The organism is Cellulophaga tyrosinoxydans (assembly GCF_900176415.1).
Taxonomy (GTDB): Bacteria; Bacteroidota; Bacteroidia; order Flavobacteriales; family Flavobacteriaceae; genus Cellulophaga; species Cellulophaga tyrosinoxydans.
Map to the genome: position 1 here is coordinate 218,290 of NZ_FWXO01000005.1, position 16,124 is coordinate 234,413.

The following is a 16,124-nucleotide window of genomic DNA, read 5'->3' on the forward strand; positions in this document are numbered from 1 at the left end:
TTAATTCAATTTTACACAAAATCTGAATATGAAAATTGTACTAGTTGGTTATATGGGAAGTGGTAAAAGCACTATTGGTAGATTGCTTTCTAAGAAATTGAATATCAATTTTATAGATCTTGATGATTACATCGAACGACAACTTGAAAAATCAATTTCTACAATTTTTGAAGAGCACGGTGAGATCTATTTTAGAAAAATGGAACATAATTTTGTAAAAGAATTAATGAGTAAAAAAGATTCATTTATTTTATCTACCGGAGGAGGAACCCCATGTTATTCTCAAAATATGGAGGTGATAAACTCAAAATCAACTAATGTATTTTATTTAAAACTTTCTATAGCCGCACTTGTTGAACGTTTAACTTTAGAAAAAGAACATAGACCTTTAATCAAAAATATAGAGACTGCAGAGATGCCAGAATTTATTGGCAAACATTTATTTGAACGCAGCTTCTATTATCAACAAGCTACAAATAGTATTTCTTGTGATAATAAAACTTCAGACCAAGTGGTTGCAGAAATAATAGGGAGATTAACTTAAGTAAACAGTATCGTTATTTGTCTTAAACTCAACTTTTACTTGCTCTTGTAAAGATGTAGATAATGAAATGCCTTTATAATCAGCCTTTACTGGATATTTTTTATGATTTCTATTCACCAATACCGCAGTTTTTAATTGCTTTAAGGGTACACGTAAAAAATGATGCACTCCATATATTAGCGTTGTTCCAGAATTAAGAACATCATCTACCAATACAACCGATTTGTTTGCGTATTCATCTTCAGGAATAGATGTTTTAACACCTGTAAGAAGCGGATTGGTTTTGTCCATACTTACTTTGCAGATGGTGATTTTAGCTTGTGTAATTTCTTTTAACACCTTTTCTATTTTTTTTGCAAAATTTAACCCACCTCCATCTATACCGGCAATGATGATTTCACTTTCATCAACATTTGCTTCGTAAATCTGGTAAGCAATACGTTTTACCTTATGTTGTATTTCTTGATGTGTTAAAATTCTATTTTGCATAATCAATTAATTTTCAAATCAAAGATAAAGAAACTGTTGTTTACTCTTCATCTTTTTTAATATCTGATGATTCATCAATATAATCTTCTATATCTCGACGGTCTTTTTTGGTTGGCCTTCCAGTTCCTTTTTTACGGTAGTAATCTTTTGAATATTGTAGTAGTTCATTACTTTCAAATTCAGATGCAGGAGTGGTGTCTAACCTATAGATGTTTACCAATTTAGCACTCACTCTACTTTGAGGAATGTCTAAAACAGTCAGTTCATAGTTTATTTGGTTCTTGCGGACTATGATTTTATCCATAGGTAAAACTTCTCGCGAAGGTTTGGCAATTACAGTATTGAGCTTCACATGTCCTTTCTTGCATGCTTCTGTGCCAATATTTCTAGTTTTAAAATAACGCACACACCAGAGGTATTTATCTATTCGCATATACTATGGTAATTCTTTCTTAATCTTTTAAACAAAAATAGGGGAAAATTGTATCTTGCGGCACTTAAAATAAGATTGATGAAATTAAGAAGTGTAATTTTTATAGTGTCTGGTGTATTGCTTTTTGCCGCTTGTAAGAAAGATGATGACGGTATTGTAATTGTACCGCCAACAGATATTAGCGTAATTTTTGAACAAGATGAGCAAAAAATGCAAGAATATTTTTCTACTCATTTTTATAATTATGAAGAATTTGCAAATCCACCAGCTGATTTTGATTATAAAATAGTTATTGATACCATTGCTGGGGATAATAGTGATAAAATAGCATTAAAAGATTCTGAAAGTTTTGGGTTTAAAACACTAACTGTAAAGTCTGAGAATGTAGGTATTGATGGTACTGAAGAAATAGAGCATAAAGTATATTATATAATTGCACGTCAGGGTATTGGTGATGCTACAACTTTTGCCGACTCAACTTATGTTCGTTATCAAGGTGAATTATTAGATGGGACCATTTTTGATTCATCAGCGGCTCCAATTTGGTTTAATCTTCCTGGATTAGTTACAGGATTTTCTCATGGGATAACAGCTTTAAAGTCAGGAAGCTCGTATGATCCTGAAAATGAAAATCCAGACGGAACCTATGATGTTGATGGTTATGGTATAGGTGCTTTATTTATACCTTCTGCATTAGGTTATTATCAAAATAGCCAAGGATCTATTCCAGCATATTCTCCAATAATATTTAAGATAGATTTATTAGCTGTAAATCCAACGGATCATGATGGTGACGGTATTCCGTCTTATATGGAAGATATTGATGGTAATGGAAGATTAAATAATGATAATACTGATGAAGTAGAAGAAGCAAAAGCTTTTACTTTTGTTCCTAATTATTTAGACCCAGATGATGATGGCGATGGCACACCAACAATTGATGAAATTGAGATTAATGCAGACGGATCGATAACATTTCCAGATGCAGATGGAGACGGTATACCTGATTATTTAGATGCAGACACTAAATAAAATTTAGTCCGAATAGTATAAAAAAAGGTTCAACGTAAGTTGAACCTTTTTTGCGTTATTAAACTTTTATAGTATTATAGTTTGATAGATAAACTTAAAATTAATTGATCAGGTCTAGTGTCAATACGATCTCCAATAAAACTACCTCCATTGGTATCAATTACGGTAACTTCATTTTCAGTGAAACCTCTTTCGTACCTTAAATCAATTCCAAAATTTCCTATGGTTAGTCCAGCACCAATATTAAGGCCTATGGTGAAATCTTTTTCAACATCACCCAATGTAATGCCATTATAATCAGTATCTAATATATACTGTAATGATGGCCCTGCAAACACATTTAACGGGCCAATAATATTTATTCCAAGAAGTAATGGAGCATCTAATTTAGACATATCTAAGCTGTTGTTTTCATAGTCAGATTTTGTCTTGGTGTAGATTAATTCTGGTCTAAAATAAATCTTGTCTCCAACTTTGCCGAAAATTCCTAGGTGATATCCAACATTACTATCAGGATTTTTGTAGGCTTGTGCTGCACTATCAAAATAATCCCCGTTGGCACCATAGTTTAAACCACCTTTAATTCCAAAACCAGAATCTTTCTGTGCAAAAGCAATACAACTTGCAAAAGCTAGTATTGCAGTAAAAATTGTTTTCTTCATATTTTCTATAGATTTAAAAAAAGTTATAGTATCAAGAACAATACCATAATACTTTTTTGTTCGTACCAACTCAACGAGATTTCAAAAAATATATTGTCAAGAAAATGATAATGGATTGTTAAATTCTCTATAGAAACTAGTTAACACTTTAGTAGAAGAAAGATAACTTTAGCATAATAGCAACTTTATTTTTTTCTTAAGTAAATTCCCTTCTTAGTTAACTATATTTGCGCTTATTTACAAAAGATTTGAAATTTACATTAAAGCATACCGATCCTCATAGCAAGGCTAGAGCAGGAGAAATGATAACCGACCACGGGAAAATAGAAACACCTATTTTTATGCCTGTTGGTACTGTAGCTTCTGTAAAAGGAGTGCATCAAAGAGAATTAAAGGATGAAATTAATCCAGATATTATTCTAGGGAATACATATCATTTATACTTACGTCCAAAAACAGATATTATAGAGAAAGCGGGTGGTCTTCATAAATTTATGGGTTGGGATAGAAATATTCTTACCGATAGTGGTGGTTATCAAGTATACTCCTTGTCAGGCAATCGTAAGATTAAAGAAGAAGGTGTAAAATTTAAATCTCATATAGATGGGTCTTACCATGTTTTTACTCCCGAAAATGTAATGGAGATTCAACGTGTTATTGGGGCTGATATTATTATGGCTTTTGATGAATGTACCCCATATCCTTGTGATTATAAATATGCGCAACGCTCTATGCATATGACGCATAGATGGTTGGAACGTTGTATAAAGCATTTGGCAAAAACACCTTTAAAGTATGATTATAGTCAAACTTTTTTTCCAATTGTTCAAGGATCAACATATAAAGATTTAAGAAAACAATCTGCAGAATATATCGCAGGTGTAGGTGCAGAAGGAAATGCTATTGGAGGTCTATCAGTAGGTGAGCCAGCAGAAGAAATGTATGCAATGACCGAAGTGGTTTGCGCAGTATTACCTGAAGATAAACCACGATATTTAATGGGTGTAGGAACGCCTATTAACATATTGGAAAATATAGCTTTGGGTATAGATATGTTTGATTGTGTAATGCCAACGAGAAACGCAAGAAACGGAATGTTATTTACAGCGCATGGAACCATTAATATTAAAAATAAAAAGTGGGAAGATGATTTTTCTCCCATAGATGAAATGGGGATCACATTTGTTGATACGGAATATTCTAAAGCTTATTTAAGACACTTGTTTGCTGCAAATGAATATTTAGGAAAGCAAATTGCCACAATTCATAATTTAGGATTTTATTTGTGGTTGACTCGTGAGGCAAGAAAGCATATTTTAGCTGGTGATTTTTACGAGTGGAAAAACAAAATGGTAAAACAAATGGATAAAAGACTTTAAGTTTGACAATCCTTGACAGATACATATTAAAGCGTTATTTAATAACATTCTCGGCAATGTTATTGCTTTTTATTCCTATTGGAATTATGGTGCACTTGGCTGAGCAGTTGGGCAAAATGCAAGATAATGAAGCACCGTTTAATGAAATTATGGTTTACTTAGGTAACTTTTCGATAACCATTGGGAATATCTTATTGCCTATTTTTCTGTTTCTATCTGTAATTTTTTTCACCTCTAAATTAGCTAGCAATACTGAAATTGTTGCCATTTTAAGCTCAGGAATATCCTATAACAGATTTTTAAGACCTTATTTAATTGGGGCAACTTTTGTCGCTGTTTTTATGTTTTTTATGGGGATGTTTATTGTGCCCAATGCGAGTATTGGATTTAATGAATTTCAGTTTAAATATCTGAAAAAAGGTAGGCAAGATAGAGTTACCGAGAACATATTTAATCAACTAAACGAAAGAGATTTTATATATGTAAGTCGTTTTGATCCAGTTCGGCAGATAGGGTATAATTTTACCATGGAGCACTTTGATGAAAATAATGTAATGGAATATAAATTATCTGCAGCCAATATTCGATGGGTTCCTTCAGATACTTTATATAGATTAACATCTTATGTAAAAAGGAGTATTAAGGGAGAAAAGGAAATTGTGGAGACCAAAAGGCGATTAGATACTATTTTTCCTTTTCAAATTAATGATTTAACACCTGTGTCATATATAGCGGAGACGAAAAATTTATTTGAACTTAATACTTTTATCGAAGACCAAAAACGAAAAGGTGCCTCAAATATAAATAGCTATATTTTGGTCAAATACAAACGTTGGTCATTGCCAATAACAGCCTTTATCTTAACCTTAATTGCTGTGGCTGTTTCTGCACAAAAGCGTAGAGGTGGGATGGGAGTAAATCTAGCTTTTGGAATTTTAGTTGCATTTATCTACATATTTTTCGATAGGGTATTTGGTACCCTAGCAGAACAATCAGGTTTTTCACCATTATTAGCAGTTATAGTGCCAAATTTATTGTTTGGTTTTCTAGCATTTTATTTGCTAAAACAAGCTAAGCGATAACTAGTGCCAATTTTAAACTCACTTTTAATTATCACATGACCGATAAGCTTAAAAATTACCTGCATTTACATTTTATTGTATTTATATGGGGATTTACGGCAGTTTTAGGCAAACTTATTAGTATAGATGCCTTGCCTTTAGTATGGTTTAGAATGGGTATTGCCGTTGCTATTATAATCTTGTTTATTGCTATAAATAAGTTTTCATTAAAAATTGCTCCAAAAAAAATAGCAATAATGGCTATTGTTGGAATTGTCATTGCGTTACATTGGTTAACCTTTTTTAAGGCAATTAAGGTCTCTAATGTTTCTGTTGCCTTGGCAACACTCTCAACGGGTGCATTTTTTACTGCGTTAATAGAACCAATTGTTTACAAGCGTAAAATGATTTGGTATGAAATTGTTTTCGGAATAGTAGTTATTATTGGACTTTACATTATATTTAATGTAGAGACTCAATATATGGAAGGCATTATTTTGGCTTTAATATCGGCTTTATTATCCTCCATTTTCGCGCTCGCTAACGGTAAACTAATTAAAACCGAACGCCCCAGTGTAATATCATTTTATGAATTATTATCTGGCGTTGTATTTCTGTCTATTTACTTAGCATTTGCCGGAGATTTTAAACCTAGCTTTTTTCAATTATCACAAGCAGATTGGTTGTTTTTGTTTCTGTTGGCATCCATATGTACAGCTTATGCTTTTATAGCTTCTGTACGGGTAATGAAGTATATAACGCCTTATACGGTTATGTTAACTGTTAATCTTGAACCAGTTTACGGTATTATTTTGGCATTTTTGTTTTTAGGTGATAGCGAAAAAATGAATCCACTTTTCTATGTTGGCGGATTATTAATTTTGAGTACCGTGGTAGCAAATGGACTTCTCAAGAACAAACGAAAAACAAAAAAAATCAACAGGAGTTAGGCATACTTATTTAATGTTTTATATTTGTCTACAGAATAAAATTAAACAGGAGTACTCATGGAATATTTAGATTTTGAACTTCCAATAAAAGAGCTTGAAGAGCAGTTGGATAAGTGCATGATTATTGGAGAAGAGAGCGATGTTGATGTTACAGAAACCTGTAAGCAAATAGAAAAGAAACTACTGGAAACTCGTAAGGATATCTATAAGAACCTTACCGCATGGCAGAGAGTTCAACTTTCTAGACATCCAAACAGACCGTATACCTTAGACTATATAAATGCCATTTGTGGCGATACATTTTTAGAATTACACGGAGATCGCAATGTCAAAGATGATAAAGCAATGATTGGTGGTCTGGGTAAAATAGGGGATCAAAGTTTTATGTTTATTGGTCAACAGAAAGGCTACAATACTAAAACGCGCCAGTACCGTAATTTTGGTATGGCTAACCCAGAAGGCTATAGAAAAGCTTTAAGATTAATGAAATCTGCCGAAAAGTTCGATATTCCTGTTGTTTGTTTTATCGATACTCCAGGTGCTTACCCGGGTATTGAGGCCGAGGAGCGAGGACAAGGTGAAGCAATTGCGCGTAATATTTTGGAAATGACACGTTTAAAAGTGCCAATAATCGTTGTGATTATAGGTGAAGGTGCTTCGGGTGGAGCATTAGGTATAGGTGTGGGAGACAAAGTGTTAATGTTAGAGAATACTTGGTATTCCGTTATTTCTCCTGAATCATGTTCTTCTATTTTATGGAGAAGTTGGGAATATAAAGAAATTGCGGCTGATGCTTTAAAATTAACTGCTACAGATATGAAAAAACTAAAGCTAATCGATGAAATCGTACGTGAACCTGCTGGCGGTGCTCATAGCTTTAGAGAGAAAACTTTTGAAATTGTTCAAGGTAAAATTCTTTCTCATTTTGAAGAATTAAAAAAGTTATCACCAAAAGAATTGATTAAAAACAGAATGGATAAATATGCCAATATGGGTGTATTTAATGGTTAAAAGCTGTTTTTTCTTACAAATGAGAAATCTGAAGAATTAATTCTTCAGATTTTTTTTGTTATCAACATAAAATTGTAACTTATTAACAAGGTTATTGTTGATGAACTGTGAATATAGAATAGTCATTTTTAATGCTAACTGAAGGTTAATTGCATACTTTCGTACTTATGGAGAAACCAAGCCCAATTATTGGACACAAAATAGATAAATCTAACTTAATTAGTTTAGAGCGCGGAAAAATACCGCCTCAAGCTATTGATTTAGAGGAAGTTGTGATTGGAGCCATGATGATTGATAAAAAAGGTATTGATGAGGTAATCGATATTTTACACCCTGAAGTTTTTTATAAAGACGCACATCGTTTTATTTACGAGGCTATTTTTAAACTCTTCGAAACATCAGAGCCGGTCGATTTATTAACCGTTTCATCACAATTAAAGAAAGACGGCAAATTAGAAGCTGTTGGAGGTGATTTTTACTTAATAAAATTAACCCAAAAAGTAGCTTCTTCAGCACATATTGAGTTTCATGCGCGTATTATTCTTCAAAAATATATTCAACGCAGTCTTATTAAAATTTCAAATGAAATTATTCAAGAAGCCTATGACGAAGGAACCGATGTTTTTGATTTATTGGATACAGCGGAATCTAAGTTATACGATGTTACGCAAGGAAACCTAAAGCGTTCTGCAGAAACAGCACAAAACTTAGTTATTCAAGCAAAAAAGAGAATTGAAGAAATTGCAAATAAAGAAGGTTTAAGCGGTGTTCCTTCTGGTTTTGATAAGGTAGATAAATTAACCTCCGGTTGGCAGCCTAGCGATTTAATTATCATTGCGGCACGTCCGGGTATGGGTAAAACAGCTCTTACTTTATCTATGGCACGTAATATGGCCGTAAACTCTAATATTCCGGTAGCGTTCTTCTCTTTAGAGATGTCTTCTGTACAGTTGATTACTAGACTAATTTCATCAGAAACAGGATTATCATCAGAAAAGTTGCGTACAGGAAAACTGGAAAAACACGAATGGGAACAGCTAAATGTAAAAGTGAAAACACTTGAGAAAGCACCACTTTTTATAGATGATACTCCTTCTCTTTCAATTTTTGATCTTAGAGCAAAGGCAAGAAGATTAGCCTCTCAACATGGTATTAAAATGATCATGATTGATTACTTACAATTAATGACCGCTGGTGGAAGCCAAAAAGGTGGTGGAAATCGTGAACAAGAAATATCTACAATATCTAGAAACTTAAAAGCATTAGCAAAAGAACTAAATGTTCCTGTAATTGCACTTTCGCAATTATCGCGTGCCGTAGAAACTCGTGGAGGAACTAAAAGACCTTTACTTTCTGACCTTAGAGAATCTGGAGCCATTGAGCAAGATGCTGATATCGTATCTTTTATTTACCGTCCTGAATACTATAAAATTGATGAATGGGACGATGAAGAGCGCACACCTACAGCAGGGCAAGGGGAGTTTATTGTTGCCAAGCATAGAAATGGTGGTTTAGAAAACATACGTCTTAAATTCATTGGTAATCAAGGTAAGTTCGATAATTTAGATGATTTTGACTCTCCTTTTGAGTTTCAATCAAAAATGAATGCGAATCAAGAGAATCCGTTTATAACCAAAAATCTTCCAAATGCTGATCAAGCGTTTGGCAGTGCTATGAATGATTCTCCCGATTTAGATGATAATGATGTGCCTTTCTAATTAATTGAAAGTTCAAATTCGCAAAAATAAAATTTGCGATGATTTTACGTTATCTTTATAATTCAATTTACAAAGACGCTAAAACAATGTCTAAATATTTTTGGACACTCTTATTTATTACATTCTCTTTTAAGCTTATGGCATCTGCTATTCTAATTCCTATGGATGCAGAGAGTCAGAAGAATCACCTAAAGGCTTATGGGATCACTTATTGGGTGTTGGCAAAACAGCAAAAAGTACAGTGGCTTTTAAATTACCGTGGAGGTTCTTTTTTACTTCCAGACGGAGAAAATATTCGTAAGGAATGTCAAATTCGAGGGGTTTCATTTGAAATAATTTCAGATATTCAGGCAAACCAGATACTAGAAGAAATTTCAAGTCCGTCTAGGAACCAAGAAGCTGTAATTTTAGAAAAAGCACCAAAAATTGCAGTCTACACTCCAGAAGGTACTTTGCCTTGGGATGATGCTGTAACTATGGTCTTAACTTATGCCGAAATACCTTATGAAACGGTTTACGACGAAGCTGTTTTAGAAGATAAATTAGTGTTGTTTGATTGGTTGCATTTACATCATGAAGATTTTACGGGGCAATATGGAAAGTTTTATGCTGCATACAGAGCTGCTCCATGGTATTTAGAAAGTAAAAAAGTTGCAGAAGCTCTTGCAGCTAAATTGGGCTATAGTAAGGTTTCGGAAGAAAAAAGAGCGGTGGCACTTAAAATACGCAATTATGTAATTGGAGGCGGTTTTATGTTTGCAATGTGTTCCGCCACAGATAGTTTCGATATAGCATTAGCTGCTTCAGACAATGTTGATATTTGTGAGGCTATGTTTGATGGGGATCCATCTGATGCTAATTACCAATCTAAATTAGACTTTGAAAAGACTTTTGCTTTTACCAACTTTACTTTGGAGAGAAACCCGATGCAATATGAGTTTTCATCTATTGATATGACAAATAAACGTTTAATTGATAAAGAGTCTGATTATTTCTCGTTAATGGATTTTTCTGCAAAATGGGATCCCATCCCTACAATGCTTTGCCAAAATCATACCAGTTTAGTAAAAGGATTTATGGGTCAGACTACTTCCTTTGAGCGAAGTGAAATAAAACCAACTGTTCTAGTTTTGGGCGAAAATAAAATTAATGGAGAAGCACGTTATATTCATGGTATAAAAGGGAAAGGATTTTTTACCTTTTACGGTGGGCATGATCCTGAAGATTATCAGCATAGAGTAGGGGATCCTAAAACGGAACTTGAGCTGCATCCTTCTTCTCCTGGATATCGATTAATACTTAATAACGTATTGTTCCCCGCCGCAAAAAAGAAGAAACAGAAAACTTAATTCTAGAGTTTTATAAGTTTATATTTAGAACAAACATTAACTTTTCAACTTTTGAGATTCCACTAATTTTTCTAAAATTAGTTCTACCCCAAAATCGTCATTACTTCGAGTCGTATAATTAGCAGCTTTTAAAACATTCGGATGTGCGTTTTCCATAGCAAAACTGTAATCGGCTAATGCTAACATTTCTAAATCATTATTATAATCTCCAAAAACTAATAATTCATGTGGCTGAATGTTATTATGCTCCATTACTTTTTTTAATGCATACCCTTTGTTGGCATTTTTGCTAGAAATATCAATCCAATGTTGACCAGAAATTTTCACTTGTAAATCTTGCTCTAAATGATAGACTTTAGGATAAATATGCTTTTCGGAGCTTTCAAAATTGTAAATAGCAATTTTCAGAATTTCTCCCGGGTAATCATTAAGATTATCTAGTAATTCGTAATTAGAATAAAACTCTTTTAATTTTTTTTCAAAGATTGGAGAATCTCCTTTAATATATGCGTTATCCAATCCGCATAAAACAGGATATATATTATTTACTCCTTCTAATAAATTAATTATTTCTTTCTTTCTTTGGTTTGGCAATGGTGTAAAAACTAATTGGGTATTATTCTGAATGGCGAAACCTCCATTCTCAGCAATCACTGTTATATTATCTTTTATGGGGTCTAATTTATCTAGAATACTTTTATACTGGCGCCCACTGGCCGCAACAAAGTGAATATCTCTCTTTTGTAATTCTCTAAATAAATTAAAAAAACGGTTACTCGCTTGGTGGCTAGAATTTAGTAATGTGCCATCCATATCTGTAACCACCATTTTTATTTGAGATAAATCCATATAATACTGTTTTAAGAATGTAAAGTTATTCTATAAGATGGGAACAACGTTAATAAATAGATAAGTTTGTAGTAATAATACTTTTAAATTTAAATAGAATGAAGTTTTATCAGAAAGAAATAAAGTTAAAAGCCTTGCCGAGGGGCTTTCATTTAATAACTACAGAAATTATTAACGCACTTGAACTAATCAAAAATATAGAAGTGGGTATGCTGCACGTTTTTGTCAAACATACATCAGCGAGTTTAACTATTAACGAAAACGCTGATCCAACGGTAAGGATATATTTTGAAAACCATATGAATAAAATGGTGCCTGAAAATGCACCTTATTATATTCATACGTATGAAGGTCCTGATGATATGCCTGCGCATATTAAAGCGTCATTAATGGGGGCTTCTGTTCAAATCCCTATTACCAATGGTAGATTAAATCTTGGTATCTGGCAAGGCATATATTTATGTGAGCATAGAAATAAAGCACATTCTAGAAATATAGTGATAACAGCCATGGGCGTATAACATTAAAAAAATAATTAAATTAGTACTGCTTAATATAATAATTTGGGAACTAAAGAAGATGTTTTAAATAAAATACAAATTCTAATAACCAATCATTTTAAAACTCCCGAAGAAGCATTTGCTTTTTTTGATAAAGATGGCGACGGTAAACTTACCAAAGGAGAAATAACCGAGTTATTAAAGAAGGCAGAAATTAGCGGTTTTATCAGAGGTATAGTCTCTTCAAAATTGGTTGAAGGTTACGATAAGAGTAAAGATGAATTAATAGATTGGGAAGAATTTAAAATGGCAATAGCCAAAATAAAGTAGCATAAAAAAATCCGATTCGTTAGAATCGGATTTTTTATAAGCGAGATATATTGTTATTGTTACTTTATTTTTTGAACTATTGCTTTAAAAGCTTCTGGGTGATTCATTGCTAAATCGGCTAAAACCTTACGGTTTAACTCAATGTTGTTAGCTTTAATTCTTCCCATAAACTGAGAATACGACATTCCGTGTAAACGAGCACCTGCATTAATACGGGTAATCCATAAAGAACGGAATGTTCTTTTCTTGTTTCTACGGTCTCTGTAAGCATATAACATTGCTTTTTCAACCGCATTTTTAGCTACTGTCCAAACGTTTTTACGTCTTCCAAAGTAACCTTTGGCTTGCTTCATTACCTTTTTTCTTCTAGCTCTTGAAGCAACTGAATTTACTGATCTTGGCATACTTTTAAATTGTTTTTGTAGTAGGCGGTCGATAATCGACACTTTTTTGGCCTAACTCCATGGTTAATACTTAATTTACCTGTAAAGAGGCAATTACTTTAAACGTAATTGTTCTTTAATACTGTTAACATCAGCCTCATGAACTAATCCTGAGTGAGTTAACGCAAGCTTACGCTTTTTCGATTTTTTTGTCAAAATATGACTCTTAAAAGCGTGCTTTCTTTTAATCTTACCAGAGCCTGTTAGCTTAAAACGCTTTTTAGCACTGGATTTTGTCTTTTGTTTAGGCATCTTGTTCCTAGTTTATTAATTTATCTCGCTTATTATTATTGAAAATGCCGGCGGTTAAGCTGGCAATTTTCTTTTCTTTATCGTTTACTATTACTATAATAGTAACTGTTAAATCCTATTTTTTACTCGTTTTTGGAGCAATAAACATGGTCATTCTTTTTCCTTCAAGTCTAGGCATTTGTTCTACTTTACCTAAGTCTTCTAATTCAGAAGCTAGTTTTAATAAAAGTATTTCACCTTGATCTTTATATACAATAGATCTTCCTTTAAAGAAAACGTAAGCTTTAAGCTTAGCGCCATCTTTTAAGAATTTCTCTGCATGCTTCTTTTTGAACTCATAATCATGATCATCTGTTTGCGGTCCAAAACGTATTTCCTTTACTACAACCTTAGTCGCTTTAGCCTTCATGACTTTTTCACGCTTCTTTTGCTCGTAGAGGAATTTTTTATAATCTGTTATTTTACAAACAGGTGGTTCAGCATTTGGAGAAATCTCAACCAAATCTAACTCTAATTCTTCAGCCTTGTTAAGTGCTTCCCTAATTGGGTAAACACCAACTTCTACATTATCACCTACCAACCTAACGTTAGGAGAAAGTATTTGTTCGTTGATCTTGTGAGGGTTTTTGTCTTCCCTCCGTGGTTGGGGTCTAAATCTCTTTCGTATTGCTATGACTTAAATATTTTAATTAAACTTCTTTTTTTTAAAACGACTTTAAGGTACTATTTATTTCTTTTGAAACCAATTCATTAAAGTCATTAATTGTAATAGAACCTAAATCTTCACCTCCATGTCTTCTAACAGAAATGGTATCTTCAGCTTCTTCATTTTCTCCCACAATCAGCATAAATGGTATCTTATTCATTTCTGCTTCTCGTATTTTCTTGCCAACAGTCTCATTTCTTTTGTCAACAAGAGCGCGAATTTCGTGTTTTTCTAGGGAATTTAAAACTTTTTCTGCATATTTTTCATGTTTCTCGCTAACCGGTAAAATAATTGCCTGCTCAGGTATTAGCCAAAGAGGGAAATTTCCACCAGTATGTTCTAACAATAAAGCTATAAAACGTTCCATACTTCCAAAAGGTGCACGGTGAATCATAACAGGTCTATGTAGCTCGTTATCACTGCCTTTGTAGGTGAGGTCAAATCGCTCTGGTAAATTGTAATCTACCTGTATTGTACCTAATTGCCATTGTCTGCCAAGGGCATCTTTTACCATAAAATCAAGCTTTGGACCATAAAAAGCAGCTTCGCCACTTTCGATTACAAAATTTAATCCTTTTTCTTTTGCGGCATTAATGATGGCATTTTCCGCTTTTTCCCAATTTTCAACAGATCCTATATATTTTTCAGGCTTATCTAAATCGCGAACAGATACTTGAGCAGTAAAATTCTCAAAACCTAATGATCCTAAAACATATAGAGATAAATCAATCACATTTTTAAACTCCTGATCCAACTGATCTGCGGTGCAAAAAATATGCGCATCATCTTGGGTAAACCCTCTAACTCGAGTTAAGCCGTGTAATTCACCGCTTTGCTCATAACGATACACTGTTCCAAATTCTGCAAAACGCTTAGGTAAATCTTTATAGGAGTGTGGTTTAAAATTATAAACTTCACAATGGTGAGGGCAATTCATAGGTTTTAGTAAAAATTCCTCGTCCATTTTTGGGGTTTTAATAGGTTGGAAACTATCTTCCCCATATTTAGCATAATGCCCAGAAGTTACATAAAGTTCCTTTTGTCCAATATGTGGGGTAACAACCATTTCGTAACCCGCTTTCTTTTGTGCTTTTTTTAGAAAGTTTTCTAATCGTTCTCTTAAAGCAGCGCCTTTTGGCAGCCATAATGGTAACCCTTGGCCTACCTTTGCAGAAAAAGTAAACAACTCTAGTTCTTTTCCAAGTTTTCGATGATCACGTTGTCTTGCTTGTTCTAGTAATTCTAAATATTCAGTAAGGTCTTTTTGTTTTGGAAACGAAATACCATATACTCTAGTAAGTTGGGGTTTGTTTTCATCGCCTCTCCAGTAAGCACCTGCAACGCTTAATATTTTTATAGCCTTAATAATACCAGTATTCGGTATGTGGCCTCCTCTACATAAATCTGTAAATATATCGTGATCACAGAATGTAATAGTGCCATCTTCTAGGTTTTCTATAAGCTCAACCTTATATTCATTTTTTTGCTCCTTATATATAGATAGTGCATCTTGCTTAGAAATAGCTCGCATTTTAAAATCGTGCTTTCCTCTTGCAATTTCTAAAGCTTTCTTTTCAATTTCAGGAAAATCTTTGTCAGATATAGATCTTTCTCCTAAATCTACATCATAATAAAATCCATTATCAATTGCTGGTCCAATAGTCAATTTTACTCCTGGGTACAGTTCTTCTAAAGCTTGGGCTACAACGTGAGAAGAAGAGTGCCAAAATGCTTTTTTACCTTCTTTATCATTCCATGTGTATAGAATAATAGAACCATCCTCATTTAAGGGTGTTGTTGTTTCTACGATTGTGTCATTAAACTTGGCAGAAATAACATTCCTTGCTAATCCTTCGCTAATACTTGTAGCAACATCCATAGGAGTTGCGCCTTTCTCATACTCCTTTATACTACCATCTGGTAAAGTAATCTTGATCATGTTCTATTATTAATGATAAAATGCAAAGATAGTATGTAGGAGTGATGCGGGCAATATTTAGATTTCATTTTTGAACATATATAGTAATTGGATATTCTTATTTAGTTTGATGTTGTTTTAGTGGGGTGTAATCATGGAGTATTTGAGGTGTAGAACTGAGTAAAATTGATATAGTTTTTAATTCTAGTATTTTTTTTATCTTTTTTATAAATCGTTAAGTGCTTATTTATAAGGGGTTGTGATGTATTGAAAAAAAATTTTTAATTATTTTGATATTTATACTTGTCAGGTTTAAAAGTGTGTGTATATTTGCACCCGCTTACGGAGAGAACGGTATTAGAAGAGGAGTGAGTGAGGGTAGTTAGGAGCTACGAAGAGTGTTAAAATTAAAGAAGTTCATTGACATATTGTAAGACAGCGTTCAAGTACTGGAAACGGTATTTGGATAAAGAATTAGATTAAAGAATTAGCTTAAAG

18 protein-coding genes are annotated in these 16,124 nt (G+C 33.2%); 10 read left to right on the forward strand and 8 right to left on the reverse strand.

Annotation, left to right across the window (positions count from 1 at the left end):
* Positions 1-28: 28 nt before the first annotated feature.
* The gene (locus B8963_RS14020) at positions 29-544 is read left to right on the forward strand and encodes a shikimate kinase (protein ID WP_084062514.1); all 516 of its coding nucleotides are present in this window, start codon (positions 29-31) and stop codon (positions 542-544) included.
* On the opposite strand, the gene B8963_RS14025 is transcribed toward B8963_RS14020, so the two are convergent.
* Positions 536-1,033 carry a phosphoribosyltransferase family protein gene (locus tag B8963_RS14025; RefSeq protein WP_084062517.1) on the reverse strand — a complete coding sequence of 166 codons (498 nt, stop codon included), beginning with the start codon at positions 1,031-1,033 and terminating at the stop codon, positions 536-538. The two genes, B8963_RS14020 and B8963_RS14025, sit on opposite strands and share 9 nt — an antisense overlap.
* A 40-nt stretch (positions 1,034-1,073) precedes the next feature.
* A complete protein-coding gene (locus B8963_RS14030) occupies positions 1,074-1,466 on the reverse strand; it encodes an RNA-binding S4 domain-containing protein (protein WP_084062521.1) in 393 nt (130 codons plus the stop codon).
* Between the two features lie 78 nt (positions 1,467-1,544).
* Between B8963_RS14030 and B8963_RS14035 the strand changes: the two genes are divergently transcribed.
* The gene (locus tag B8963_RS14035; RefSeq protein WP_084062526.1) at positions 1,545-2,498 is read left to right on the forward strand and encodes an FKBP-type peptidyl-prolyl cis-trans isomerase; all 954 of its coding nucleotides are present in this window, start codon (positions 1,545-1,547) and stop codon (positions 2,496-2,498) included.
* A gap of 74 nt (positions 2,499-2,572) precedes the next feature.
* Here the strand turns inward: B8963_RS14035 and B8963_RS14040 are convergent, their stop codons facing one another.
* Entirely contained in the window at positions 2,573-3,160 is a 588-nt protein-coding gene (locus B8963_RS14040; RefSeq protein ID WP_084062615.1) for an outer membrane beta-barrel protein, read from the reverse strand.
* Between the two features lie 248 nt (positions 3,161-3,408).
* On the opposite strand from B8963_RS14040, the gene tgt reads away from it, so the two are divergent.
* The 6 genes from tgt (at position 3,409) to B8963_RS14070 (ending at position 10,628) form a co-directional block, all read left to right on the forward strand.
* Positions 3,409-4,539: a tRNA guanosine(34) transglycosylase Tgt gene (gene tgt / locus B8963_RS14045; protein WP_084062529.1), complete on the forward strand. Its 1,131-nt coding sequence runs from the start codon at positions 3,409-3,411 to the stop codon at positions 4,537-4,539.
* A 2-nt stretch (positions 4,540-4,541) separates the two neighbouring features.
* Complete coding sequence (locus tag B8963_RS14050) at positions 4,542-5,621, forward strand: LptF/LptG family permease (protein ID WP_084062533.1); 1,080 nt, start codon at positions 4,542-4,544, stop codon at positions 5,619-5,621.
* A 35-nt stretch (positions 5,622-5,656) separates the two neighbouring features.
* Positions 5,657-6,550: a DMT family transporter gene (locus tag B8963_RS14055; protein WP_084062537.1), complete on the forward strand. Its 894-nt coding sequence runs from the start codon at positions 5,657-5,659 to the stop codon at positions 6,548-6,550.
* A gap of 57 nt (positions 6,551-6,607) precedes the next feature.
* On the forward strand, positions 6,608-7,561 hold the full coding sequence (locus B8963_RS14060) for an acetyl-CoA carboxylase carboxyltransferase subunit alpha (RefSeq protein WP_084062541.1): 954 nt from the start codon (positions 6,608-6,610) through the stop codon (positions 7,559-7,561).
* Between the two features lie 167 nt (positions 7,562-7,728).
* Positions 7,729-9,279 (forward strand): replicative DNA helicase, encoded by a 1,551-nt coding sequence (gene dnaB, locus B8963_RS14065; protein WP_084062545.1) that lies wholly within the window; start codon positions 7,729-7,731, stop codon positions 9,277-9,279.
* 86 nt (positions 9,280-9,365) lie between these two features.
* Positions 9,366-10,628 (forward strand): asparagine synthetase B, encoded by a 1,263-nt coding sequence (locus B8963_RS14070; RefSeq protein ID WP_084062617.1) that lies wholly within the window; start codon positions 9,366-9,368, stop codon positions 10,626-10,628.
* Between the two features lie 36 nt (positions 10,629-10,664).
* Here B8963_RS14070 and B8963_RS14075 read toward each other — a convergent pair whose 3' ends face one another.
* Positions 10,665-11,477, reverse strand: coding sequence for an HAD family hydrolase (locus B8963_RS14075; protein WP_084062550.1), 813 nt, complete (start codon positions 11,475-11,477; stop codon positions 10,665-10,667).
* A 98-nt stretch (positions 11,478-11,575) separates the two neighbouring features.
* Between B8963_RS14075 and B8963_RS14080 the strand changes: the two genes are divergently transcribed.
* Positions 11,576-11,998, forward strand: coding sequence for a secondary thiamine-phosphate synthase enzyme YjbQ (locus B8963_RS14080; protein ID WP_084062554.1), 423 nt, complete (start codon positions 11,576-11,578; stop codon positions 11,996-11,998).
* Positions 11,999-12,040: 42 nt separating this feature from the next.
* Positions 12,041-12,307, forward strand: a complete 267-nt coding sequence (locus B8963_RS14085) for an EF-hand domain-containing protein (RefSeq protein ID WP_084062559.1) — start codon at positions 12,041-12,043, stop codon at positions 12,305-12,307.
* A 59-nt stretch (positions 12,308-12,366) separates the two neighbouring features.
* On the opposite strand, the gene rplT is transcribed toward B8963_RS14085, so the two are convergent.
* From rplT to thrS, 4 genes are all read right to left on the reverse strand, one after another.
* Positions 12,367-12,711: a 50S ribosomal protein L20 gene (gene rplT, locus B8963_RS14090; protein WP_084062564.1), complete on the reverse strand. Its 345-nt coding sequence runs from the start codon at positions 12,709-12,711 to the stop codon at positions 12,367-12,369.
* A gap of 93 nt (positions 12,712-12,804) precedes the next feature.
* On the reverse strand, positions 12,805-13,002 hold the full coding sequence (rpmI, locus tag B8963_RS14095) for a 50S ribosomal protein L35 (protein ID WP_031444751.1): 198 nt from the start codon (positions 13,000-13,002) through the stop codon (positions 12,805-12,807).
* Between the two features lie 115 nt (positions 13,003-13,117).
* The gene (gene infC / locus B8963_RS14100; protein ID WP_262487894.1) at positions 13,118-13,669 is read right to left on the reverse strand and encodes a translation initiation factor IF-3; all 552 of its coding nucleotides are present in this window, start codon (positions 13,667-13,669) and stop codon (positions 13,118-13,120) included.
* A gap of 37 nt (positions 13,670-13,706) precedes the next feature.
* Entirely contained in the window at positions 13,707-15,647 is a 1,941-nt protein-coding gene (thrS, locus tag B8963_RS14105) for a threonine--tRNA ligase (RefSeq protein ID WP_084062572.1), read from the reverse strand.
* Positions 15,648-16,124 lie beyond the last annotated feature (477 nt).

Coding starts and splice junctions, on each gene's coding strand:
- B8963_RS14060 (WP_084062541.1), top strand. CDS start 6,608: ATGGAATATTTAGATTTTGAACTTCCAATAAAAGAGCTTGAAGAGCAG.
- rplT (WP_084062564.1), bottom strand. CDS start 12,711: ATGCCAAGATCAGTAAATTCAGTTGCTTCAAGAGCTAGAAGAAAAAAG.
- B8963_RS14075 (WP_084062550.1), bottom strand. CDS start 11,477: ATGGATTTATCTCAAATAAAAATGGTGGTTACAGATATGGATGGCACA.
- B8963_RS14080 (WP_084062554.1), top strand. CDS start 11,576: ATGAAGTTTTATCAGAAAGAAATAAAGTTAAAAGCCTTGCCGAGGGGC.
- B8963_RS14025 (WP_084062517.1), bottom strand. CDS start 1,033: ATGCAAAATAGAATTTTAACACATCAAGAAATACAACATAAGGTAAAA.
- B8963_RS14020 (WP_084062514.1), top strand. CDS start 29: ATGAAAATTGTACTAGTTGGTTATATGGGAAGTGGTAAAAGCACTATT.
- B8963_RS14030 (WP_084062521.1), bottom strand. CDS start 1,466: ATGCGAATAGATAAATACCTCTGGTGTGTGCGTTATTTTAAAACTAGA.
- dnaB (WP_084062545.1), top strand. CDS start 7,729: ATGGAGAAACCAAGCCCAATTATTGGACACAAAATAGATAAATCTAAC.
- rpmI (WP_031444751.1), bottom strand. CDS start 13,002: ATGCCTAAACAAAAGACAAAATCCAGTGCTAAAAAGCGTTTTAAGCTA.
- B8963_RS14055 (WP_084062537.1), top strand. CDS start 5,657: ATGACCGATAAGCTTAAAAATTACCTGCATTTACATTTTATTGTATTT.
- thrS (WP_084062572.1), bottom strand. CDS start 15,647: ATGATCAAGATTACTTTACCAGATGGTAGTATAAAGGAGTATGAGAAA.
- B8963_RS14070 (WP_084062617.1), top strand. CDS start 9,366: ATGTCTAAATATTTTTGGACACTCTTATTTATTACATTCTCTTTTAAG.
- B8963_RS14035 (WP_084062526.1), top strand. CDS start 1,545: ATGAAATTAAGAAGTGTAATTTTTATAGTGTCTGGTGTATTGCTTTTT.
- B8963_RS14040 (WP_084062615.1), bottom strand. CDS start 3,160: ATGAAGAAAACAATTTTTACTGCAATACTAGCTTTTGCAAGTTGTATT.